Raw genomic sequence first — 22,334 nt, forward strand, 5'->3', positions numbered from 1 at the left:
GGTGACATGCTTCCCGCGGCCGGGGGACCGGACCGGTGTGTCGCCCGCCGTCGCTCCGTCCGGTCCGGTCCGGTCCGGCCCGCGTCCGGTCCGGGCCCGGTCAGTTCCCGGCGTCGGGGAAGAGGCGCAGGAAGGGCTCGGCCGACGCCGCGATGCTCCGGCTGTAGGGCGCGTCGAAGTCCCAGATGAGGAACAGCAGGAAGGCGATCAGCGCCGAGAACAGCCCCGCCAGGACGAGTTCCCGGGCGGTGCGGCGGATCTGGAGCGCGAACACCATGCCGACGGTGATGACGGCGCCGGCGACCAGCCCGAACCAGACCACCCCGGGCATGGTCGCCCCGGTCGAGCCGGCCCGGTCGTTGCGGGCCTGGTCGGCGGCGGCCATCTGGTCGAGGAGCGGCTGGTAGGCCTGGGCCTCGAAGTCCGAGGCGGGCCGGTGGTCGGTGAGGTCGACGCGGAGCCGTTCGAGGAGTTCGTCCCCCCGCTCGGTCACCTCGCCCTCGTCGGCCATGGCCTTCCACTCGGTGCCGACGACGTGGCCGACGTAGGCGTCGACGTCCCCGCGGATGCGGTCCCGCACCTCGGACGGGTACACCCGGACCCGCTCCGAGATCTCGTGCAGTGCCTGGGCCTCCGCCTGGACGTGGTCCTGGGCGACGCTGCGGGCCTCCCAGACGCCGGCGATCGCCAGACCCAGGACGATGGCGTACACCACTCCGATCCACATCGTCATGTACTCGATGACGTCCGGGGTCTCGGACGGGTCCTCGTCGTCGGACACCGTGCGGTGCCGGACGAAGGTGACGGCGACCACCACCACGCACGCGGCGACCATCGCGAGGGTGAGAACAAGCCATTCCGGCAAGAGGTGCCTCCTTCAAGGGGCGTCAGCGGGGCCGCAGCGCGGCGACGGCGATGGCCGCGGGGGCGGTGATGAGCAGGACGTACGTGACCGGCGACCGGTGGTGCCGGACCGGCGCCCGGGGCGGCCGCGCGTGGCGGGCCGGGTACGTCACGGGGGACGCGGACGGCCGCGGTGCGGGCTCGGACGGCGGTGCGGGGGCGGGGGCGGGGGCGGGCTTCGGCCGGGGCTTCGGCGCGGAGGGCGGCGGCGGAAGGGGAGCCACGGGCCTCGGCGGCGCGGGCCGCGGGGGCGCGGGCCGTGCCCGGGGCGGTGGGGCCGGCGGCGGCGTCGGCTCGGGAGGCGGCTCCGGCGTCGGTTCGGGGGGCGGTTCCCAGGAGGGCTTCGGCGGCGCCGGTTCCTGAGGCGTCGGCGTGGGCGTCGGCGTCGGTTCCGGAGGCGGCGGGGGCTCCGGCTGCGGTGTCGGGCACCCCGGCGGGGTCAGCCGCCCGAGGTTCCCCGCGACGGCCACCGCCTCGGTGCCGTCCGGGCCCGTCGAGGCGTACGCGCAGGCGTCGGCCACGGCCGGCCCGGCCGGTGCGGCCAAGAAGATCCAGGCCACGGTCACCAGGGTCAACACCCTGGTCGACAAGGGGGATCGGGTCGGTTCGGATCCATGCACGACGTGATCATGGGGCCTCGCGCGCGGGTGCACGCCGGCATGCGGGGCGATTGCCCCGAACGAGGGAAGTCCGTCCTACCGGGTTCGTCCGGGGTGCGCTCGCACGTCCGGACAAGGGCACTCGCGTGCGAGGGCGCACGCACGGCGGTGGGCGGACGCACGGCGGTGGGCGGACGGTGCGCGACGGTGGTGCGGGGGCGGTGCGCGACGGTGGGCGGACAGTGCACGACGGTGGTGCGGGGGCGGTGCACGACGGTGCGGGGTGGCGCACCGCCGTGCGGGGTGGTGCACGACGGTGCACAGGCGGCGAAAAGAATTTCTCGCCGTCTTTGAACGCGACGCCCCCCGTCGTGCGTACCCATGGCCGTGCGGTGGCGCAGCAGGGCGCTGCAACACACTTGGGATGATCGGGGAGTTGAAGATGAAGACCTCCTGGCGGAGCGCCTCACTCGTGGCGAGCGCTGTGTCTGTTCTGGCGCTGACGACGGCGTGCGGTCAGGAAGGCGGTACCGCGGCGTCCAGCCAGAACGTGGGTGTCACGGCCCCGGCGGGCACCGTCGCGGGCGTGGGCAGCGGCTACGGGAGCGTCGGCGCGGGCACCAGCCCCAGCGCGAGCGCGCCGGCGGCCGGGGGCGGCGCGCAGGCGTCCGCCGCGGGACAGCTCGCCGTCTCCGCCAACGCCGAGCTGGGCAAGGTGCTGATCGACGCCGCCGGGATGACGCTGTACCGCTTCGACGCGGACACCGCGGAACCGCCCAAGTCCAGCTGCGACGGCGACTGCGCGACGACCTGGCCGCCCGTGCCGGCCGACGACGCGACCGCCGGCGACGGCATCGACAAGTCGCTGCTCGGCGAGGTCACCCGCTCCGACGGCAGCAAGCAGCTGACCGTGGACGGCTGGCCGGTGTACCGCTACGCCAAGGACACCAACGCCGGTGACACCAACGGCCAGGGCGTCAACGGCAAGTGGTTCGCGCTGGCCCCCGACGGCAAGAAGGCCAAGTCGGCCTCCGGCTCCGGCTCCGGCTCCGGTTCCGGCTCCGCCGCCGCCCCCGGCCTGTCCGTGCGCAAGGACCCCAACCTCGGCGACATCGTCGTCGACAAGAACGGCATGACGGTCTACCGCTTCGTCAAGGACAAGGCGTGGCCGAAGCCGGTGACCGCGTGCCTGGGCGCCTGCCTCGAGAAGTGGCCGGCCGTCGCCCCGGTCGCCACCAACGACACCGAGGGCGTGCAGAAGAAGGGCCTGATGAGCTTCACCCGGCCCGACGGCGTCAAGCAGATGACGGTCAACTGCTCGCCGATCTACACCTTTTCCGGCGACAAGTCCCCCGGGGACATCAACGGCCAGGGTGTCGGCGGCACCTGGTACGCCGTGGCCCCCGACGGCAAGCTGGTCGGCGCGCCGAAGCAGTAGGGATCACCTCCCCCCAGGCCGATCCCGCTCCCGCGACGGCTCGTACGACCCCCGGTCCGCCCCCTCCGCGCCGCACGGAGGGGGCGGACCCCTGTGTTGCGGGCGGGACCTCCCCGCCCCCGCCGCGTGCGGGTGACGCCGCCGTGTTCGAACGGCCCGGGGACGCTCCGGAGCACATCGGGTACTTTTCGTCAGCACATCCGGGTATGTCATTTCGGCACGTGCCGCAGGCAGTGACCGGGAACGGACGGTCAATTTCCGTTTCAGGTCGCCCTGTTGGCGGGCGATCAGTAGCCTCTGCTCGAACACCGGATCGCCTACGCCTTGGAGAGATAGATGGATCGTCCCGCCTGGGCCCCACGGAGCATCGACATCTCCGTGCCCAGTGTCTCGCGGATCTACGACTACTACCTGGGCGGTTCGCACAACTTCGAGGTCGACCGGCAGGCGGCGCGCAAGGCCATGGAGTTCATGCCGGGACTCCCCAAGATCATGCAGGCGAACCGGGCCTTCATGCGCCGCGCGGTGCGCCACGCCGCCGACTCGGGCATCACCCAGTTCCTGGACGTCGGCTCCGGCATCCCGACCTTCGGCAACGTCCACGAGGTGGCCCAGGCGGCCCGTCCCGGCGCCCGCGTCGTCTACGTCGACCACGACCCGGTCGCCGTCGCGCACAGCCAGGTGGTGCTGGGGGAGAACCCGGACGCCGCGGTCGTCGCCGCCGACCTGCTCAAGCCGCGGGAGATCCTCGGCAGCCCCCAGGTGGAGCAACTGATCGACCTGGAGCGGCCCGTGGCGCTGCTGCTGGTTGCCATACTGCACTTCGTGGAAGACGCCGACGACCCGTACGCCGCGGTCGCCGAGCTGAGCGCCGCGCTCGCGCCCGGCAGCCTGCTCGTCCTCACGCACGCCTCGTACGAGGGGATCCCCCTGCCGCAGGGGCGGGCCGAGGGCGCGGTGGACGTGTACAAGGACATTCGCAACCCGCTGGTCATGCGCTCGCGTGACGAGATCGCGCGGTTCTTCGAGGGGTACGACATGGTGGAGCCGGGACTGGTGCCGATGCCGCACTGGCGGCCGGAGACGGCGCCGGAGGACGAGGACCCGTACGCCTTCTCCGGTTTCGCGGGCGTGGGGCGCGCTTCGTGACCGCCGAACCGGACGGGCCGGAGGACAGACTGCGGCGGTTCGCGACGATCTGGAGCCGGGCGGTCTTCCCGGTCACCTCCACGTCGCTGACCCGCCCCGAGTTCGAGGAACGGCTGCTGCCGCTGGCCCGGCGGCTGAGCGAGGCCCTGCGCGCCAGGAACTTCGACGCGGAGGCGGCCAGGACGGTCGGGGCCGACCTCATCGGCGCCCACTGCACCGACCCCGAGGCCCTCGCCCACAGCCTGGACTGCATCGACGCCTACCTGGTGCTCTACTGCGGCGAGGACGGGCCCCAGGAGGACCTGCGCACCCGCTGCTCCCGACTCCAGCACGCCATGGCCGCCGGCTTCGCGCACGCGCTGCGCGAGCGCACGCTGGCCGAACAGGAGGCCATCGCGCAGGCCGCGCTGCGGGCCCAGGGGGTGGTGGCGCAGGCGCTGCACGCCAGCGAGGCCCGCTTCCGCGCGGTCTTCGAGGGCGCCGCGATAGGGATCGGCATCGCCGACCTGGAGGGCAACATCCTCGAGGTCAACGGCGCCCTGGTGCGCATGTTCGGCGGTGGCGAGCAGGCGGTGCGCGGACGCAACGTCAGCGAGTGGACGCACGCCGACGACGCCCCCCAGGTGTGGCGGCTCTACGAGGAGCTGGTGCGCGGCCAACGCGAGCACTACCACGTCGAGAAGGCCTTCTACCGCCCCGACGGGACGGTGCTGTGGACCAATCTCACGGTCTCGCTGCTGCGCGACGCCGACGGCCGGCCGCAGTACCAGCTGGCGCTGATGGAGGACACCACCGAGCGCCGGCTGCTCAACCTGCGGCTGCGCTACGAGGCCACCCACGACGCGTTGACCGGCCTGCCCAACCGCACCCTGTTCTTCGAACGCCTGGAGAAGGTCCTGGCCGCCGGGGACGGACAGCGCTTCGGCCTGTGCTACCTCGACCTGGACGGCTTCAAGACCATCAACGACAGCCTGGGGCACGCCGCCGGCGACCGGCTGCTCGTCGAGGTCGCCGACCGGCTCCAGGCCTGCGCCACGGCGCCCGGCGAGATGGTCGCCCGGCTCGGCGGCGACGAGTTCGTGGCGCTCACCACCGGTCCCGACACCCACCACGAGGTCGACGAGCTCGCCACGCGCATCATGAACGCCCTGGTCGCGCCCGTGCGCATCGAGGGCCGGGAGCTGACCGTGCGCGGCAGCATCGGCATCGTGGAGGGCCCGGCGGGGGAGCGCGGCCCGGCGGAGGTGCTGCGCAGCGCCGACATCACCATGTACCGGGCCAAGTCGGCCGGAGGCAACCGCTTCGAGCTGGCCGACCCCGAGGCCGACGCCCGCGCCATCACCCGGCACGGTCTGACGACGGCCCTGCCGGCGGCGCTGGAGCGGGGCGAGTTCTTCATCGAGTACCAGCCGCTCGTCCACCTCGGCGACGGCAGCGTGCGCGGCGCGGAGGCGCTGGTGCGCTGGCTGCACCCGCAGCACGGGGTGCTCGGCCCCGACCGGTTCATCCCGCTCGCCGAGGACACCGGGCTGATCGTGCCGCTCGGCCGCTGGGTCCTGGAGCAGTCGGTGCGCCAGGCCCGTGACTGGCGCCGGCGCAGCGGCGACAGCGGCCCGCTGCGCGTCAACGTCAACCTCTCGCCCTGCCAGCTCACCCATCCGGGGCTGGTGCAGGACACCGTCGACATCCTGGAACGCGCGGGCGTGGCACCGGAGGCGCTCTGCCTGGAGGTCACCGAGTCGGCGCTGATCGGCGCCGACGACGACCTCCTCAAGCCGCTGCGCCGGCTCGCCGAGATGGGCGTCGACATCGCCCTGGACGACTTCGGGACCGGCTACTCCAACCTCGCCAACCTGCGCAGGCTGCCGGTGAGCGTCCTGAAGCTGGACCGCTCCTTCACGCAGAGCATGCAGCAGTTCCCCGCCGACCCCGTCGACCTCAAGATCGTCGAGGGGATCGTCTCGCTCGCCCACAGCCTGGACCTCGCGGTCACGGTCGAGGGCGTGGAGACCGGCGCCCAGGCCGATCAGCTGCGCGTACTGGGCTGCGACACGGCCCAGGGCTGGTACTACGCCCGCCCCGGCCCGCCGGACCGCCTCCACGAGCTGGCCCTGGTGGACGCCACGGGCTGACGGCGCGATCCGGTTGCGGGAGGGGCCGGGTCACCCGCGATCATGTGCGGGTGACCCAGGAATCAGACGACGTCGCCGCGGCGATCGCCGGCGAGCTGAGCCTCATGGACCCTGCCGTCCGCTCCTCCCGCACCGAGACCGCGCGCCTGCTCGACCCCGAGTTCACCGAGGTGGGCGCCTCCGGCCGCCGCTACACGTACGCCGAGACGGTGGCCGACCTCCCCGACCACCCCGGCAGCTCCCCGACCGGCCCCCGTCACGAACCGACGGCGATCACCGGCACCCTCCTGGCCCCCGGCCTGGTCCACCTCACCTACGAGACCCGCTTCGCCGGCCGACGGGCCCGCCGCAGCTCCCTGTGGCGCAAGACGGACGAACACACAGGCTGGCGCATGTATTACCACCAGGCCACCCCGGTACCCCCCGACATCCCCTGACCCCCTGGGTGCGCGAGGAACCGCGCACCCCACCCACGACCGGCCCGCACCTGCCCCCGCCGTCCGGACACCCCACCCCTGGGGGCGCGAGGAACCGCGCACTCCACTCCCACCGACCCGCACCCCGACAACACCCCCGCCGACACCCCCGTACGAGCACCCCGCACGCCCCCCACCCGAGCGGCGCAGCCCTACCGCTCCAGCAGCATCCGCTGCAACTCCCGCGCGGCCCGAGGCGGAGCCACATCGCTGCGGTGCGCCAACGCGATCACCCGGTGCAACCCCGGCCGGGCCAACGGAGTGACCCGCAGGCCCCGCCCCGACCGCGCGGCGACCATCCGCGGCACGACGGCCACGCCGAGCCCCGCCCGCACGAACCCCAGCACCGCGTCCATCTCCCCGCCCTCCACCGCGAAGTCCGGCTCGAACCCCTCGGCGCGGCACGCGGCGACCGTGAGTTCCCGCAGGTCGTAGCCGTGCCGGAACATCACCAGGCGTTCGCCCTCCAGGTCGGCGATCCGCACGGCGCGGCGCTCTCCTCCCGGCGGGGGCGCCTCCGGCGAGGACACCACCACGAGGTCCTCCCGCAGCAGCTCCACCGTCGTCAGCGCGGGGGAGGGGGTGGGCAGCGGGAGCACCACCAGGGCGAGATCGAGCGCGCCGCGGGCCAGTTGCCGCACCAGGTCGTGCGAGCCGCCCTCCTCGATCATCAGCCGGACGCCGGGGTAGCGGTCGTGGAAGGCGCGCAGCACGTCCGGCAGCAGCCCGGTGCACAGGCTGGGCGTCGCCCCCAGCCGCACCCGGCCGCCGCGCAGCTGCACCAGCTCCCGCACCTCGTGGCGGGCCGTCTCCGCGTCCGCCAGGATCCGGCGGGCCGGCGGCAGCAGCGCCTCGCCGGCGTCGGTGAGCGTGATGTTCCCGCGCGCCCGCTGGAAGAGGTCGGCCCCCAGCTCCCGCTCCAGCGCCTTGATCTGCTGCGACAGCGAGGGCTGGGCGACGTGGACCAGCTCGGCCGCCCGGGTGAAGTGCCGGGTCTCGGCGACCGCCACGAAGTACTGGAGCTGCTGGAGCTGCATCCAGCCATGATAGGCCGTGCCTATGGAAACGAGCCGCACCATGTCTTGGACTAATGGGGCCGTTCGGCCCTAGCGTCCTGTCCCATGGCTCTGGCAACGCGGACGGACCGACGGTCGTCCACGGCGCGCACCGTGTGGCGCTCCTCCGTCGGCAAGAAGGCGGTGATGGCCGTCAGCGGGCTCGTCATGCTGCTGTACCTGGTCGTCCACATGATCGGCAATCTGAAGATCTTCTTCGGGCCGGGCGAGTTCAACCACTACGCGCACTGGCTGCGCACGGTCGGCGAGCCGTTCATGCACGACGAGTGGACGCTGTGGCTGGTCCGGGTCGTGCTGGTCGTCGCGGTCGTCGCGCACGCCGTGTCCGCCTACCAGCTCAGCCGCCGCGACCTCAGGGCCCGCCCGGTCAAGTACGTCCACAAGAAGCCGCGGACGAGCTACGCGACGCGCACCATGCGCTGGGGCGGGATCATCCTCGGTCTCTTCGTCGTCTGGCACCTCCTCGACCTGACGACCGGCACCGCGCACCCCGGCGGCTTCCAGGAGGGCCGGCCGTACCAGAACGTCGTGGACACCTTCTCCACCTGGTACGGCAACACCGTCTACATCGTCGCGATGCTCGCCCTCGGCCTGCACGTGCGGCACGGCTTCTGGAGCGCCGCCCAGACCCTGGGCGTGGGCAGCCGCACCCGCGACCGCGCCCTCAGGGCCACGGCCGACGTCCTCGCACTGTTGCTCACGGCCGGCTTCGTCGCCGTACCCGTGGGCGTCATGACCGGAGTGGTGAGCTGACATGACCTCCTATGCCGACTACACGACCGGCGAGCCGGCCGTCGACACCAAGGCACCCTCCGGCCCGGTCCACGAGCGCTGGGACAAGCGCCGCTTCGAGGCGAGGTTGGTCAACCCCGCCAACCGCCGCAAGCACACCGTCATCGTCGTCGGCACCGGCCTGGCCGGCGGCTCGGCCGGCGCGACCCTCGCCGAACAGGGCTACCACGTCGTCCAGTTCTGCTACCAGGACTCCCCGCGCCGGGCCCACTCCATCGCCGCGCAGGGCGGCATCAACGCGGCGAAGAACTACCGCAACGACGGTGACTCCGTCCACCGGCTGTTCTACGACACCGTCAAGGGCGGCGACTTCCGGGCCCGCGAGTCCAACGTCCACCGCCTCGCGCAGATCTCCGTCGAGATCATCGACCAGTGCGTGGCGCAGGGCGTGCCCTTCGCCCGGGAGTACGGCGGCCTCCTCGACACCCGCTCCTTCGGCGGCGTCCAGGTGTCCCGCACCTTCTACGCCCGCGGCCAGACGGGCCAGCAACTGCTGCTCGGCGCCTACCAGGCCCTCAGCCGGCAGATCGCCGCCGGGAACGTCGAGATGCACCCGCGCACCGAGATGCTGGACCTGATCGTCGTCGACGGCCGGGCCCGCGGGATCGTGGCGCGGGACCTGGTCACGGGCAGGATCGACACGTACTTCGCGGACGCCGTCGTCCTGGCCAGCGGCGGCTACGGCAACGTCTTCCACCTGTCGACGAACGCCATGAACTCCAACGCCACCGCGATCTGGCGGGCGCACCGGCGCGGCGCCCACTTCGCCAACCCGTGCTTCACGCAGATCCATCCGACCTGCATCCCGCGCACCGGCGACCACCAGTCCAAGCTGACGCTGATGAGCGAGTCGCTGCGCAACGACGGCCGGATCTGGGTTCCGAAGGCCAAGGGCGACACCCGGCCGGCGAGCCGCATCCCCGAGGACGAGCGCGACTACTACCTGGAGCGGATCTACCCCTCCTTCGGCAACCTGGTCCCGCGGGACATCGCCTCCCGCGCCGCCAAGAACGTCTGCGACGAGGGCCGCGGCGTCGGCCCCGGCGGCCAGGGCGTCTACCTGGACTTCGCGGACGCGATCAAGCGGATGGGACGCAGGGCGGTCGAGGAGAAGTACGGCAACCTCTTCGACATGTACGAGCGGATCACCGCGGAGAACCCGTACGAGGTGCCCATGCGGATCTACCCGGCCGTGCACTACACGATGGGCGGCCTGTGGGTCGACTACGACCTCCAGACCACCGTCCCCGGCCTGTTCGCGATCGGGGAGGCCAACTTCTCCGACCACGGCGCCAACCGGCTCGGCGCGTCCGCGCTGATGCAGGGCCTGGCCGACGGCTACTTCGTCCTGCCCGCCACCGTCAACGACTACCTCGCCCGCAACCCGCACCACGACGAGGTCGGCGACGGGCACCCGGTGGTGCAGGAGGCGCTGGCGGAGACCCAGGACCGCCTGAACCTGCTGCTGTCCGTCGACGGCGACCGCACCCCCGACTCCTTCCACCGCGAGATCGGTGAACTGATGTGGGAGTTCTGCGGCATGGCCCGCACCGAGGACGGCCTGCGCGAGGCCCTCGCGCGGATCCCCCGCATCCGCGAGGAGTTCTGGCGGCGCGTCAAGGTCCCCGGCACCGGCGGGGAGTTCAACCAGTCCCTGGAGAAGGCGAACCGCGTCGTCGACTACCTCGAGCTCGCCGAGCTGATGTGCCTCGACGCGCTGTACCGCGCCGAGTCCTGCGGCGGCCACTTCCGCGAGGAGCACCGCACCCCCGACGGCGAGGCCGCCCGCCGCGACGAGGAGTTCGCCCACACGGCCGCCTGGGAGTTCACCGCCACCGGCGAGGCGCCCGTCCTGCACAAGGAAGACCTGGTCTTCGAGTACGTCCACCCCACCCAGCGGAGCTACGCATGAAGCTCACCCTGCGCGTCTGGCGGCAGCGCGACGCCGACGCCGAAGGCGCCATGTCCACGTACGAGGTGGACGGGATCTCGCCCGACATGTCCTTCCTGGAGATGCTCGACACCCTCAACGAGGAACTCATCCTCAAGGGCGAGGACCCGGTCGCCTTCGACCACGACTGCCGCGAGGGGATCTGCGGCGCGTGTTCCCTCGTCATCGACGGCGACGCGCACGGCCCGGAGCGCACCACCACCTGCCAGCTGCACATGCGCTCCTTCCGGGACGGCGACACGATCGACGTCGAGCCGTGGCGGGCGTCCGCGTTCCCCGTGATCAAGGACCTGGTCGTGGACCGCTCGGCCCTCGACCGCGTCATCCAGGCGGGCGGCTACATCAGCGCGCCCACCGGTGCCGCCCCGGAGGCGCACGCCACGCCGGTGCCCAAGCCGGACGCCGACTTCGCGTTCGAACACGCCGAGTGCATCGGGTGCGGGGCCTGCGTGGCCGCCTGCCCCAACGGCGCGGCGATGCTGTTCACCTCCGCCAAGATCAACCACCTGAACGTCCTGCCGCAGGGCGCGCCGGAGCGCGAGACGCGGGTGCTGGACATGGTGGCGCAGATGGACGAGGAGGGCTTCGGCGGCTGCACGCTGGCCGGCGAGTGCGCCACCGCCTGCCCGAAGGGCATCCCGCTGGTCTCCATCACCGGCATGAACAAGGAGTGGCTGCGGGCCACCAGGAAGGCGCGGCGGTAACCCCGGGGGCACCGCGCAGCACACAGACGTTCGCCGACGGTGCGGACGGGCGGGGCCGGGAGTGGTGCTCATCCCCGGCCCCGTCTCGCTCCCGGGCGACCCGGCTCTCCGGGCGACCCGGCTCTCCGGCGGCCCGGCTTCCGGGCGACCCGGCTCTTCGGCGGCCTGGCTCTCCGGGCGACCCGGCTCTTCGGCGGCCTGGCTCTCCGGTGACCGCGAGCGCCAGGCATTCAGCACTTCCACACCCGCGCTCCCGGTACACGTCACGTACACGCCAACCGGGCTCGGAAGAAACAGGGGGTACCGCTCCGTCCCCACCTCGCGCGTGTCCAGGAGAGAGCCATGACCGGCGTGTCCACCCTCGCCCGCCCACCGCAGTCCACGGCCCCCGTCCGCTACACCGTCACCCTGGCCCGCGACGAGGCCGACGTGCGGGCCGCCCAGCGGCTGCGGCACGAGGTCTTCGCCGGGGAGATGGGCGCCCTGCTCACCTCCGCGCAGTCCGGCCTCGACGTCGATCCCTTCGACGCCCACTGCGACCACCTGCTGGTGCGCGAAGCCGGCACCGGCCAGGTCGTCGGCACCTACCGGCTGCTGCCGCCGGAGCGCGCCGCGGTCGCCGGACGGCTGTACTCCGAGGCCGAGTTCGACCTGACGCCGCTGCGCGACATCCGGGCCGGCCTCGTCGAGGTCGGCCGTTCCTGCGTCCACCCCGACCACCGCGACGGCACCGTCATCGGCCTCATCTGGGCCGGCATCGCCCGCTACATGGTGGACCACGGCCACGAGTGGCTGGCCGGCTGCTGCTCCGTCCCGCTCGCCGACGGCGGCACCGCCGCGGCCGCCGCCTGGGACCGGGTCCGGGGCAAGCACCTGGCGCCGGAGGAGTTCCGGGTCCGCCCGCGGCTGCCGTGGGTGCCGCGGCCGGACCTGGTGCCGCCCGCCCGCACCGAGCTGCCTCCCCTGCTGCGCGGCTACCTCCGCCTCGGCGCCTGGGTGTGCGGCGAGCCCGCCCACGACCCGGACTTCGGGGTCGCCGACCTGTACGTGCTGCTGTCGATGCGCCGGGTCGACCCGCGTTACCTGCGGCACTTCCTCTCGCTCGTCCCGGCCTGATGGGCGCCTGGCCGCCCAGCGCGCCCTGCACCCCCGGGGCGTGCGTGCAGGCGTCGGGCTCCGTCGCCGCCGTACCGCGGGCGGTGCTGCGGCTCGTGGCGGTCGGGGCGCTGCTGCTGGCCGGGACCGCCCTGCTGCCGGTGGGCGGCAGGGTCCCGGCCGGGCTGGTGCGCCGGTGGGCGGGGGCCGTGGTGCGGGCCGCCGGGGTCCGGGTGCGGTTCAGCGGTGCCGCCGTGCCCGACGGCGGCCTGTTGCTGGTCGCCAACCACATCTCCTGGCTGGACGTCCCGCTGCTGGCCATGGTCCGCCCGGCCCGGATGGTCGCCAAGGCCGAGATACGGCGGTGGCCCGTCGCGGGGCCGCTGGCCGCCCGCGGCGGCGTCCTGTTCATCGACCGCGACCGGCTGCGCGGCCTCCCGGACACGGTGGCCGGCATCGCCGGGCTGCTGCGCTCGGGGGCGGCCGTCGGCGTCTTCCCCGAGGGCAGCACGTGGTGCGGCCGCGCCCAGGGCACCTTCCGCCGGGCCGTCTTCCAGGCCGCCCTGGACGCCGGGGTGCCCGTCCAGCCCGTCCGCATCCGCTACCGGCTCACCGGGGGCGCGCCCACGACCGTCCCCGCGTTCGTGGGGGAGGACTCGCTGCCGGCCTCGCTGTGGCGGGTGGTGACGGCGCGCGGGCTGGTGGCCGAGGCCGAGGTGCGTCCCGCGCTCCGGCCCGGCGCCCACCCCGACCGCAGGTCGCTGGCGGGGGCGGCCCAGCGCGGGACCGGGCCCGCCCCGGTGTGGCCGGGGCACCCGGCGCCCGGCGGGCCCGACGCCGTCCCCGCGTTCCACCCCGCCGAATCGCCCGCAGGAATATAAGTGTTTGTCTGTTTCCTGCCGTTTTGGGTGGTAACCCGGAGCGGGATGCCGTCACGCGAAGGGAGGGCGATGTCATGATCGCCCGCGAACAGATCAGGAACGTCCTGGACCACCCCGTCTACGACGGGGACGGCCACAAGGTCGGCGAGGCCAAGCACATCTTCTTCGACGACATGACCGGACAACCGGAATGGGTCACGGTCAAGACGGGTCTCTTCGGTACGAACGAGTCCTTCGTACCGATCCGCGACGCCTCGATGGTCGAGGACCACATCGAGGTCCCCTACGCCAAGGACAGGATCAAGGGCGCGCCCAACGTCGACGTCGACTCCGGCGGACACCTCTCGGAGACCGAGGAGCACCGCCTGTACGACTACTACGGCATCGACTGGGACAGCGTCCTCCGGGACGACACCTCCGGCGGGACCGGCCGGGCCATGGGCACCGGCACCTCCGCGGCGGCCGGCACGGCGGCGGGAACCGCCGCGGGCATGCGGCCGGGCGAGGCGGGCACCGGCCGCCGGGCGGGCCGCGACGACGACGCCATGACCCGTTCCGAGGAGCGGATGCACGTCGGCGTCGAGCGGCGCGAGACCGGACGCGCCCGGCTGCGCAAGTACGTGGTCACCGAGGAGGTCGAGACGACCGTGCCGGTGCGCAGGGAGGAGGTGCGCGTCGAGCGTGAGCCCATCACCGAGGCCAACCGCGACGCCGCGCTCTCCGGGCCGGAGATCGGCGAGGCCGAGCACGAGGTCGTCCTCCACGAGGAACGCCCCGTGACGGAGACCGAGACCGTGCCGGTGGAGCGGGTCCGGCTGACCGCGGACGAGCAGGTCGAGGAGGAGACCGTGCGCGGCCGGGTCCGCAAGGAGCGCATCGAGACCGAGGGCGTCGAGACCGAGGGGTACCGCGACGAGGACCCGCCCCGCCGGTGAGTCCGACGGGCCGTCGCACCGGTGGGCCGGACCGCACGACGGTCACGGCGCACCGGTGACGCGGCGGGCGGCGGCCCGGTCCGCCGCCCGCGCCGCCGGCCGCTCGCCCCGTGTCAGGCGCGCGGCCCCCGGCCGTCACCCCCGCGCACGACGGCTGCCAGCCGGCGGTAGGAGTCCAGCAGTGCCCGCCGGTCGTAGGTGCTGGTGGTGACGAGGACCTCCTGGGCCCCCGTGTCCTTCAGCACCGTCTCCAGCGCGTGGGCAACCTGTTCCCCGGTGCCGGCGATCTGTCCGGCCAGACCCGCCTCGTAGAGACCGCGTTCCCGCGCCGTCATCGGCAGGGCCTCGACCCGCTCCGCCGGCGGCAGCGGCGGGAACGTACCGTGCGTGCGGGCGTGGGCCATCGACCAGGCCTCCGGGACCAGCAGCCGGCGGGCCTCCTCGGGCGTCCCGGCGACGGCGACCGTCCCCGAGACGACGACGTACGGCTCCGCCGCCCAGGGGGAGGGGCGGAACCGGGCGCGGTAGTCGTCGACGCCCCGCCGCAGCCGGTCCCGGTCGCGCAGATCGCCGATGACCATGGGCAGTCCCGCCTCCGCCGCGATCCGCGCGCCCTCGCCCATGGCCAGGACGAACGGCGGCACGGTCAGGCCCTCGGCGGGGCGCGCGTGCACGCCGGTCGGCGAGGTGCCGCGGAACCAGCCGAGCAGTTCCCGCAGTTGGGCGCCGAAGTCCTCGGCGTCGTCCTTGCCGCGGCCCAGTGCCCTACGGACCCCGTCCGTGAAGCCGACCGACCGGCCCAGGCCCATGTCGATGCGGCCCGGGAACAGCGATTCCAGCACCCCGAACTGCTCGGCGACGACCAGCGGCCGGTGGTTGGGCAGCATGACCCCGCCCGTGCCGACCCGGATCGTGGCCGTCGCGGCGGCCACGGCGGCGGCCAGGACGGTCGGCGCGGAGCCGGCGACGCCGGGGACGCCGTGGTGCTCGGACACCCAGAAGCGGTGGTAGCCGAGCGCCTCCACCTCCCGTGCCAGCGCCACGGTGTCCCGCAGGGCAGCGGCGGCCGGACGGCCCTCGCGCGTGCGGGAGCGGTCGAGGACGGAGAACCGGGCGGCTTCGATCACAGAACTCACACGGTGTTCAACGCGTGACGGACGCCGGGATTCCCCCGGGCCCGCGCCGCACCTTCCCCGGCCGGTCCGCGGGGCGCGGCGGGACGCGCCCCGCACGCCCGCAGCAGGTGCCGGGGACGAGGTGGCGGACCCCGTCCACGGCGAGGGGCGCGCGTGCCGGTCCGCCCGCCGCAGCGGGCCGGGGCAGCGGCGCCGGCTCGCCGCGGGGCATGGGACGTGGGGCGTAGGGCGCGAGGCGCGGGTCCCGGCGGGCGGCGTCGCCCCGGTCCGAGGCGACGCGGAGGCGACCGGCCCCGCCGGGGCCCGGACGCGCCGGACGTCGCCCTCGACCGGACGTCGCCCTCGACCGGGCCGCGCCCGGACCGGGAGCGTGCGGGCGCGGCCGGGGCCGCACGCGGCGTGCCGGCCCCGGGGTGGTCCGTCCCCTCCGCCCGTCACTCCGCCCGGCGGCCGGCCGGACCGGAGTGTGCCGACGTCGCGGCCGGCCGCTCCCGCGTCACTCCGTCTCGTCGAGGCGGAAGCCGAGCTTGAGGCCCACCTGCCAGTGCGCGACGTCGCCGTTCTCGATCTGCCCGCGCACCTGGGTCACCTCGAACCAGTCCAGGTGCCGCAGCGTCTGCGAGGCGCGGGAGATGGCGTTGCGGATCGCCTGGTCCACGCCGTCGGGCGAGGTGCCGACGATCTCCGTGACCCGGTAGGTGTGGTTCGACATGCGGGTGCTCCTCTCGGCGGGGGTGGCGGTGCCGCGTGCGGCACGCGTCACTCCACGGTCCCCCAAGCCGCGACGGAGCGCGAGGCGTCCGGAGGGCGGACCGGTTCCCCTCGACCTCCGCCGCGGTCCCCGCCGGAACCCCGCGCACCCGTCCGGGCGCCCGCGTCCGCTCCCCACGCCCCTGTCCACCAGGCAGAACAGGCCCGCCGTGGGACGTCGCCTCCTCGCCCTCCCCTGCGTGTCCGCCTCCCTCCTCACCGGCTGCGGTGCCGTACCGGGCGTCGGCGGGAGCGGCGTCGGGGTGGCCGGCGAGGAGGGGGTCGCCGCCATGGCGGCCGGAGCCGCACAGGGCCGGGCGACCCCCGGTACGCCCGAACGGGCCGCCGTGGAGGCGGACGACCCGATCAAGACGTACATGACCCGGGTGCTCGGCGGAGCCGATCCCGCCACGGAGGCCCGCCGCGCCTCCCGGCGGATCGCCGAGGCGCTGACGGTCTCCGCGGGCCGACCCGCCCCGCACGGCCGGCCCGGCGGCACGGCCGGCCCGCCGGGACGGTCGCCCCTACCGCACGGTGCTCAGCGAGAGCGCGAAGCGGCCCTCCCGGTCCGTCCACCAGCGGGACAACTCCATTCCCGCCGCGGACAGTTCCGCGCGCACCCCCGCCTCGCGGAACTTCGCCGAGATCTCCGTGCGCAGTTCCTCGCCCGCCGCGAAGTCGACGGCGAGGTCGAGCGCGGGCAGCTTCACCGTCTGCGCCGTGCGGGAGCGCAGCCGCATCTCGATCCACTCGTTGCGCGCGTCCCAGAGCGCGACGTGGTCGAAGGCGTCCGGATCGAAGTCGGCGCCCAGCTCACGGTTGACGACGGCCAGGACGTTCTTGTTGAACGCCGCCGTCACCCCGGCCGCGTCGTCGTACGCCCGCACCAGGACCCCCTCGTCCTTCACGAGGTCCGTGCCGAGCAGCAGGGCGTCGCCCGGCGAGAGCAGCGCCCGGACCGAGCCGAGGAAGGCCGCGCGCTCGGCGGGCAGGAGATTGCCGATCGTGCCGCCGAGGAACGCCACCAGACGCGGCCCCGGGGTGTCCGGGAGCGCCAGCGGCGCGGTGAAGTCGGCGATGAGGGCGTGGACGGACAGGCCCGGCCGCTCGGCGGCGAGGGCCCGTCCCGCCCCGGTCAGGGCGCTCTCGCTGACGTCCACGGGCACGTAGGTGTCGAGGTCCGTCAGCGCGCCGATCACGTGGCGGGTCTTCTCCGACGACCCCGAACCCAGCTCGACCAGGGTGCGGGCGCCGGCCGCGGCGGCGATCTCGCCGGCCCGGTCCACGAGGATCTCGCGCTCGGCCCGCGTCGGGTAGTACTCGGGCAGCCCGGTGATCCGCTCGAACAGTTCGCTGCCCTCGGCGTCGTAGAACCACTTGGGCGGCAGCGTCTTGGGGGTGGCGGTGAGGCCCTGGAGGACGTCGGCGCGCAGGGCGGCGTCGGTGGCGTCCTCCGGGAGGGTGCGGGTGATCTGGAAGGGGCTCACGAGCCGGTCTCCTCGGATGATGGGGCCGCCCCCGCGGCGGAGCCGGGAGCGGGGGAGGGTGCCGCGTCCACGCCCGGGTCCTTCAGCGGGGTGAGCAGCACCTCGGTACGGGTCGCCGCGAGCAGGGTGCGGTCGGGGACCTCCTGCCAGCGCGGATCGTCGTCGTAGGGCTCGGAGGCCACGACCGTGCGGCCGGGCTCCGTCAGGTACCAGAGGGAGTCCCCCCAGGCCGTCGCGGTGACGCCGGCGCCGTTGCCGAGCAGCAGGTTGAGGCGGGAGCCGGGGGCCGCCGCGGCGACCTCCTGCACCGTGTCGGCGAGCGCCTGGCCCTCCGTGTCCCCGGCGCGCAGCCGCGTCAGGACCAGCGCCCACACGAACGCGGAGTCGTTGCGGGCCTCCATCGACAGCACGGCGGACGCCGGCAGCGTGCGCGCGAGCGGCTCCAGCGATCCCGGCCAGCCCGCCACGGCCCCGTTGTGGCTGAACAGCCAGGGACCCGCCGCGAACGGCGCCGCCGCGGCCTCGGCGTCCGCCCCGGCCAGCGTCGCGTCGCGTACGGCGGCCAGCACCGCACCGCTGCGCACGACGCGGGCCAGGTCGGCGAAGGACAGGTCGGCCCAGATCGGCCCGGCCCGGCGGTAGCGGGCCGGCACCGGATCGTCCCCGGCGTACCAGCCCACCCCGAAACCGTCGGCGTTGACCGTGCCGTACCGCTGCCTGCGGGGGGCCCACGACTGGCGGTACAGACCGTGCGGGGGCTCGACCAGGAGCCGGCCGAGCGACTCCTGCGCTCCCAGGAAGGCGAGGTGACGGCACATCAGACGGCCCCCGAGCGGGCGGTGCGGAAGCCGGAGAAGATCTGCCGCCGGATCGGGTGGTCCCAGTTGCGGAAGGTGCCCCGGCAGGCCACCTGGTCCACCGCGAACGAACCGCCCCGCAGCACCTTGTAGTCGGGGCCGAAGAACACCTCCGAGTACTCCTTGTACGGGAACGCCCGGAAACCGGGATAGGGCTGGAAGTCGCTCGACGTCCACTCCCACACGTCACCGATCAACTGCCGCACCCCCAGCGGCGACTCCCCGGCCGGGTAGCTGCCGGCCGGTGCCGGGCGCAGATGGCGCTGGCCCAGGTTGGCGTGCTCGGGCGTGGGGTCGGCGTCGCCCCACGGGTAGCGCATCGAGCCGCCGGTCGCGGGGTCGAAGCGGGCCGCCTTCTCCCACTCGGACTCGGTGGGCAGCCGCCGCCCGGCCCAGCGGGCGTAGGCGTCGGCCTCGTACCAGCACACGTGCAGCACCGGCTCCTCGGGCGGCACGACCTCGGTGACGCCGAAGCGCCGCCGCAGCCACTGCCCCCCGTCCCGGTGCCAGAACAGCGGAGAATCGATTCTGTTCCGGCGGACGTGGGACCAGCCCTCCGCCGTCCACCAGCGGGCGTCGTCGTAACCGCCGTCGTCGATGAACGCCTGGTAGGCGCCGTTCGTCACCGGCGTGGTGTCGATGTGGAACGCCGCCACCTCGCGCCGGTGCGCGGGCTTCTCGTTGTCCAGCGCCCACGGCTCGCCGGAGGTGCCCATCGTGAACGGGCCGCCCGGCACGAGCACTTCGGACGGGCCGGTGAACAGCGGTGCCGGCCGCGGGTCGGGCGCGGTCAGCGCCTGCGGCCCCGTGCGCAGCTGATGGGTGATCAGCATGGTCTCGTCGTGCTGCTGTTCGTGCTGGGCGACCATGCCGAAGGCGAAACCGGCCTCCGTGAGCCGGGTCCCGTCGAAGTCGGCCGACTCCAGCACGTCCAGGACCCGCCCGCGCACCTCCGCCGCGTAGGCGCGGGCCTCGGCGGGCGGCAGCAGCGGCAGCGAGGGCCGCTCGGAGCGCGGGTGTTCGAAGGCGTCGTACAGCCCGTCGATCTCGGGGCGCATCGCCTCGCGGCCGGCCACGGCGCGCAGCAGCCACAGTTCTTCCTGGTTCCCGATGTGCGCGAGGTCCCAGACCAGGGGGGACATCAGCGGGGAGTGCTGCGCGGTGAGGTCGGGATCCTCGACGCAGTCGGTCAGGAGCGTGGTGCGCTCGCGGGCGGTGACGAGGGTGGTCAGCGCCCGCTCGCGCAACACCTCGGTGTCCAGGGCCTCGGGGACGAGGTCGGTCATGTGCGGATGTCCTTTTCGTGTGTGCGGCCGTCGGTCCCGTCCAGGCGGTCGAGCTGGTCGTCGGCGGGACTGCGGCCCTTGCGGACGTAGCGCTCCAGGTACGCGGCGACGGCGTCCGTCACCTCGGCGTCGGCGCCGATCCGGGGCAGGGCCTCCAGGGCCGTCGTGAAGCAGGCCACGGCGGTCTCCCGCAGCTCGGGGTCGGCGAGGCCGGAGCGGGCCGCCGCGGTCCACAGCGGGTTGTGCGGGGCCGGCCGTGACCGGGACCGCTCCGCGAGCGGTTTCACCGCCCGGTAGGCGCTCTCGGCGGCCTCCGGGTCGTCGAACAGCGCCGTCGTCACCGCGAGCGGCACGATCCAGCCGTCCTCGCCCGGCTGCGCGTCGATCATGCGCAGTTCCAGGTGGCCGCGCGGTCTCACCGGCGGGAACAGCGTGGACACGTGGTAGTCGAGGTCCGCCCGGGTGGGCGCCCCCGACCGGGTCCACTCCCGGAAGGTCAGATCCTCGGGCACGTCCCACGGCCCGTCGTCCCGGCGTACGCACATCACCGGGGCGTCCAGGACGTGTTCGGCCCAGGCGGCGCGCGGCTCCCGGTCCAGGGGCGGGGCGCCCGCGCGGCCCGCGCCGATCTCCGTCCACAGCCGCTGCCGCGTGGAGCGCCAGCCCGTCGGGGCGCCGTCGAGCAGCGGTGAGTTGGCGAAGGCGGCGACCAGGACGGGGCCCAGCACGTGCGCCAGCCACCAGCGACGCCCGTGCCCCAGCGGGCCGGGCTCCTCGTGCCCCGCGTCCAGGCAGACCTGCACGGAGGCCGAGGTGCACATCATGGCCCGCCCGGCCGGGCCGGTGCGGTCGAGGTACGCCTCCATGGCGTCGTAGCGCGGCTCCTGCAGGAACCGCCGGGGCGGGTGCCGGGGCTCGGTGCCGAGTCCGGCGAGGACGAGCCCCGCCCCGCGCAGGACGGCGCGGACGGCGTCCAGGTCGGCGGAGACGGTGGTCACGCACTCCATCAGGGAGGCGGCGGGCGGCGAGCTGAGCTCCAGCTGGCCGCCGGGTTCGACGGTGAGCGCCGAGGACAGCGGCACCGTCCGCAGGGCCTCGTAGGCCGCCGCGAGTCGTTCGGGTGTGACGGGGAGCCGCGGTGTGCGCAGCTCGTGGACGAACCATTCCACTTCGACCCCGACGGTGCGGGGCGGTCCGGTCTTGAAGCAGATGCCCCGGACCAGGGCCTCCACCTCGGCCTCGGTGAGCGGGGTACGGGTCCCCGTACAGTCACTCCCCGAAGCACTGCTCGTCGTATCGGACATGTCGGGATCCTCCTGAGATTCCACCATGCCACCGGCCCGGCTTCGATGGCGCCGGACCGGCTCGCCCATCCACCCAAGACCCTCTCGCCGCATCGCACAAGAGCGCCCCGTGGTGCTCACGGGGCCGGGGTGCCCTCCTCCGCGCACCGTTCCCCGGGCGTTTCCCGGGAGTTCCCGCAGGTGTTCCCGGCCGTCGGAAACCCGGTTGCACCGCCCGTCCAGCATCGCCGACGATGCGTGCGTGAGCACGGCGGGGGATACGGACGGGGCACGGCACGCCGTGCGGCGGCCGGTCGTGGCGCCCACGGGGGTGGCGCCACGAGCGCACGGCCGCGCGATGCCGCGCGGGAGACGGAGGCGGCGTCCTGGAGACGACCGCGGCGCACGGCTGCCGGCGGCCGGTCCTCGGCGCCCGGGGCCGCGGTGTCCTCCGCGACGACCCCGCGCGGGCGGCGGACGCCTACCGGGGCCTGCCGGCGCCCGGCGGCCGGTTCGAGGGGACGTTCACGCGGGTGGTGTCCGGGGTGCCGGACCGGACGCCGGGGAGCACGGTGCGGCAGGCCTTCGCCCGCGCCTTCCCGCAGCCGCGGCCGCAGCCGCAGCGACGGCCGCGGCCGCACCCGTGGGAGGGGACGTGAGCGCGGGCCGGCCGGCGATCATTTCCAGCCGTACCGTTCCCGCAGCCGGTGCACCACCAGGTTGAACCGCATCCGGTCCAGTGCGCAGGCCTCCCGGCGCATGCCCCGCTCGTGCAGCCGCAGCACGCGGTCGACGGCCACCCAGGAGTCCCGGCCCGAGCGGTCCCAGGGACCGCTGCCGATCGGCACCCACTCACGGTCGCCGGCGTGCGGCTTGCTGGACAGCCGCACGGCGAGGAAGGTGCCGGCCGCCTCCCGGGCGACGACCAGCACCGGACGGTCCTTGCCCCGCCCGTCGTTCTCCTCGAAGGGCACCCAGGTCCAGACGATCTCGCCGGGGTCCGGGTCGCCGTCGTGCGCGGGCGAGTACTCGGTCCGCACCCGGCCGACCTCGCGCGGCGCGGCCTCGACGGTGGCCCAGGGGCCGGAGCGGCCGGGGACGTTCTCTTCTTCGGTGGAAGCGGTCACCAGGGCACCCTAGGGCCTCTCGTTCGGATCAGGCCGGGCTCGCGGGCCCCGGCACCGCACCCCGCCGCGTCGTCGTCGGTCGCCAGGGCTCCGCCCTGACTCCCTCCTCCGCCTCGCGAGGCACGGCACCGGACCCCGCTCCCTGATCCGGCCCGGTCCGAACGAAAGACCCCAGGGGCTGCCCCGGGACCCGCTCCCCGCGGCCCCCGTGACCACGTCGCGCGGGGGTGCCGGCGCCCCCGCGGTGCCGGCTCCGGGGCGTCCCGCACGGGCGGGC

General features: G+C 74.3%; 21 protein-coding genes and 1 pseudogene. 12 read left to right on the top strand and 10 right to left on the bottom strand.

Features of this window, described 5'->3' with window-relative positions:
- Window positions 1–100: 100 nt before the first annotated feature.
- Together ACZ5FU_RS22045 and ACZ5FU_RS22050 are read right to left on the bottom strand one after the other, a co-directional pair.
- Window positions 101–865, bottom strand: a complete 765-nt coding sequence (locus ACZ5FU_RS22045) for a bestrophin-like domain (protein WP_451529655.1) — start codon at window positions 863–865, stop codon at window positions 101–103.
- A 22-nt stretch (window positions 866–887) separates the two neighbouring features.
- On the bottom strand, window positions 888–1,016 hold the full coding sequence (locus ACZ5FU_RS22050) for a hypothetical protein (RefSeq protein WP_451529656.1): 129 nt from the start codon (window positions 1,014–1,016) through the stop codon (window positions 888–890).
- A gap of 259 nt (window positions 1,017–1,275) precedes the next feature.
- Here ACZ5FU_RS22050 and ACZ5FU_RS22055 point away from each other — a divergent pair, with 259 nt between their 5' ends.
- The 5 genes from ACZ5FU_RS22055 to ACZ5FU_RS22075 all read left to right on the top strand — a co-directional run bounded on the left by ACZ5FU_RS22055 (window position 1,276) and on the right by ACZ5FU_RS22075 (window position 6,658).
- Window positions 1,276–1,530 (top strand): hypothetical protein, encoded by a 255-nt coding sequence (locus ACZ5FU_RS22055; protein WP_451529657.1) that lies wholly within the window; start codon window positions 1,276–1,278, stop codon window positions 1,528–1,530.
- A gap of 414 nt (window positions 1,531–1,944) precedes the next feature.
- A complete protein-coding gene (locus ACZ5FU_RS22060) occupies window positions 1,945–2,940 on the top strand; it encodes an SCO0930 family lipoprotein (RefSeq protein WP_451780786.1) in 996 nt (331 codons plus the stop codon).
- Between the two features lie 336 nt (window positions 2,941–3,276).
- A complete protein-coding gene (locus ACZ5FU_RS22065) occupies window positions 3,277–4,089 on the top strand; it encodes an SAM-dependent methyltransferase (RefSeq protein ID WP_451529658.1) in 813 nt (270 codons plus the stop codon).
- Window positions 4,086–6,221 (top strand): putative bifunctional diguanylate cyclase/phosphodiesterase, encoded by a 2,136-nt coding sequence (locus ACZ5FU_RS22070; RefSeq protein WP_469046353.1) that lies wholly within the window; start codon window positions 4,086–4,088, stop codon window positions 6,219–6,221. Before ACZ5FU_RS22065 ends, ACZ5FU_RS22070 begins: the two co-directional genes overlap by 4 nt.
- Before the next feature lie 50 nt (window positions 6,222–6,271).
- Window positions 6,272–6,658: a nuclear transport factor 2 family protein gene (locus ACZ5FU_RS22075; RefSeq protein ID WP_469046355.1), complete on the top strand. Its 387-nt coding sequence runs from the start codon at window positions 6,272–6,274 to the stop codon at window positions 6,656–6,658.
- 191 nt (window positions 6,659–6,849) lie between these two features.
- On the opposite strand, the gene ACZ5FU_RS22080 is transcribed toward ACZ5FU_RS22075, so the two are convergent.
- Window positions 6,850–7,734 carry a LysR family transcriptional regulator gene (locus ACZ5FU_RS22080; protein WP_469046357.1) on the bottom strand — a complete coding sequence of 295 codons (885 nt, stop codon included), beginning with the start codon at window positions 7,732–7,734 and terminating at the stop codon, window positions 6,850–6,852.
- Between the two features lie 84 nt (window positions 7,735–7,818).
- Between ACZ5FU_RS22080 and ACZ5FU_RS22085 the strand changes: the two genes are divergently transcribed.
- The 6 genes from ACZ5FU_RS22085 (at window position 7,819) to ACZ5FU_RS22110 (ending at window position 14,131) form a co-directional block, all read left to right on the top strand.
- Window positions 7,819–8,526, top strand: a complete 708-nt coding sequence (locus ACZ5FU_RS22085) for a succinate dehydrogenase (RefSeq protein ID WP_469046359.1) — start codon at window positions 7,819–7,821, stop codon at window positions 8,524–8,526.
- Window position 8,527: 1 nt separating this feature from the next.
- Window positions 8,528–10,477, top strand: a complete 1,950-nt coding sequence (locus ACZ5FU_RS22090; RefSeq protein ID WP_468837032.1) for a fumarate reductase/succinate dehydrogenase flavoprotein subunit — start codon at window positions 8,528–8,530, stop codon at window positions 10,475–10,477.
- Complete coding sequence (locus tag ACZ5FU_RS22095; RefSeq protein WP_468837035.1) at window positions 10,474–11,220, top strand: succinate dehydrogenase/fumarate reductase iron-sulfur subunit; 747 nt, start codon at window positions 10,474–10,476, stop codon at window positions 11,218–11,220. The genes ACZ5FU_RS22090 and ACZ5FU_RS22095 overlap by 4 nt, the downstream gene beginning before the upstream one ends.
- Before the next feature lie 342 nt (window positions 11,221–11,562).
- A complete protein-coding gene (locus ACZ5FU_RS22100; protein ID WP_451529665.1) occupies window positions 11,563–12,336 on the top strand; it encodes a GNAT family N-acetyltransferase in 774 nt (257 codons plus the stop codon).
- On the top strand, window positions 12,336–13,196 hold the full coding sequence (locus tag ACZ5FU_RS22105; RefSeq protein ID WP_451529666.1) for a lysophospholipid acyltransferase family protein: 861 nt from the start codon (window positions 12,336–12,338) through the stop codon (window positions 13,194–13,196). Before ACZ5FU_RS22100 ends, ACZ5FU_RS22105 begins: the two co-directional genes overlap by 1 nt.
- Window positions 13,197–13,270: 74 nt before the next feature.
- The gene (locus tag ACZ5FU_RS22110; RefSeq protein ID WP_451529667.1) at window positions 13,271–14,131 is read left to right on the top strand and encodes a DUF2382 domain-containing protein; all 861 of its coding nucleotides are present in this window, start codon (window positions 13,271–13,273) and stop codon (window positions 14,129–14,131) included.
- A 113-nt stretch (window positions 14,132–14,244) separates the two neighbouring features.
- Here ACZ5FU_RS22110 and ACZ5FU_RS22115 read toward each other — a convergent pair whose 3' ends face one another.
- Entirely contained in the window at window positions 14,245–15,267 is a 1,023-nt protein-coding gene (locus ACZ5FU_RS22115; RefSeq protein ID WP_451529668.1) for an LLM class flavin-dependent oxidoreductase, read from the bottom strand.
- Between the two features lie 496 nt (window positions 15,268–15,763).
- Window positions 15,764–15,979, bottom strand: coding sequence for a dodecin (locus ACZ5FU_RS22120; RefSeq protein WP_451529669.1), 216 nt, complete (start codon window positions 15,977–15,979; stop codon window positions 15,764–15,766).
- 301 nt (window positions 15,980–16,280) lie between these two features.
- On the opposite strand from ACZ5FU_RS22120, the pseudogene ACZ5FU_RS22125 reads away from it, so the two are divergent.
- Window positions 16,281–16,478, top strand: a pseudogene (locus tag ACZ5FU_RS22125) (extracellular solute-binding protein); the annotation flags it as partial.
- A 63-nt stretch (window positions 16,479–16,541) separates the two neighbouring features.
- Here ACZ5FU_RS22125 and egtD read toward each other — a convergent pair.
- The 5 genes from egtD to ACZ5FU_RS22150 form a co-directional block, all read right to left on the bottom strand.
- Window positions 16,542–17,504 carry an L-histidine N(alpha)-methyltransferase gene (gene egtD / locus ACZ5FU_RS22130; protein WP_451529670.1) on the bottom strand — a complete coding sequence of 321 codons (963 nt, stop codon included), beginning with the start codon at window positions 17,502–17,504 and terminating at the stop codon, window positions 16,542–16,544.
- On the bottom strand, window positions 17,501–18,322 hold the full coding sequence (gene egtC / locus ACZ5FU_RS22135; protein WP_468837043.1) for an ergothioneine biosynthesis protein EgtC: 822 nt from the start codon (window positions 18,320–18,322) through the stop codon (window positions 17,501–17,503). The genes egtD and egtC overlap by 4 nt, the downstream gene beginning before the upstream one ends.
- Window positions 18,322–19,647: an ergothioneine biosynthesis protein EgtB gene (egtB, locus tag ACZ5FU_RS22140; protein WP_451529672.1), complete on the bottom strand. Its 1,326-nt coding sequence runs from the start codon at window positions 19,645–19,647 to the stop codon at window positions 18,322–18,324. Before egtB ends, egtC begins: the two co-directional genes overlap by 1 nt.
- Window positions 19,644–20,951 (bottom strand): ergothioneine biosynthesis glutamate--cysteine ligase EgtA, encoded by a 1,308-nt coding sequence (gene egtA, locus ACZ5FU_RS22145; protein ID WP_451529673.1) that lies wholly within the window; start codon window positions 20,949–20,951, stop codon window positions 19,644–19,646. The genes egtB and egtA overlap by 4 nt, the downstream gene beginning before the upstream one ends.
- Before the next feature lie 656 nt (window positions 20,952–21,607).
- The gene (locus tag ACZ5FU_RS22150) at window positions 21,608–22,057 is read right to left on the bottom strand and encodes a type II toxin-antitoxin system PemK/MazF family toxin (RefSeq protein ID WP_451529674.1); all 450 of its coding nucleotides are present in this window, start codon (window positions 22,055–22,057) and stop codon (window positions 21,608–21,610) included.
- Window positions 22,058–22,334: the final 277 nt, after the last annotated feature.

The organism is Streptomyces sp. NPDC031554 (genome assembly GCF_055580685.1).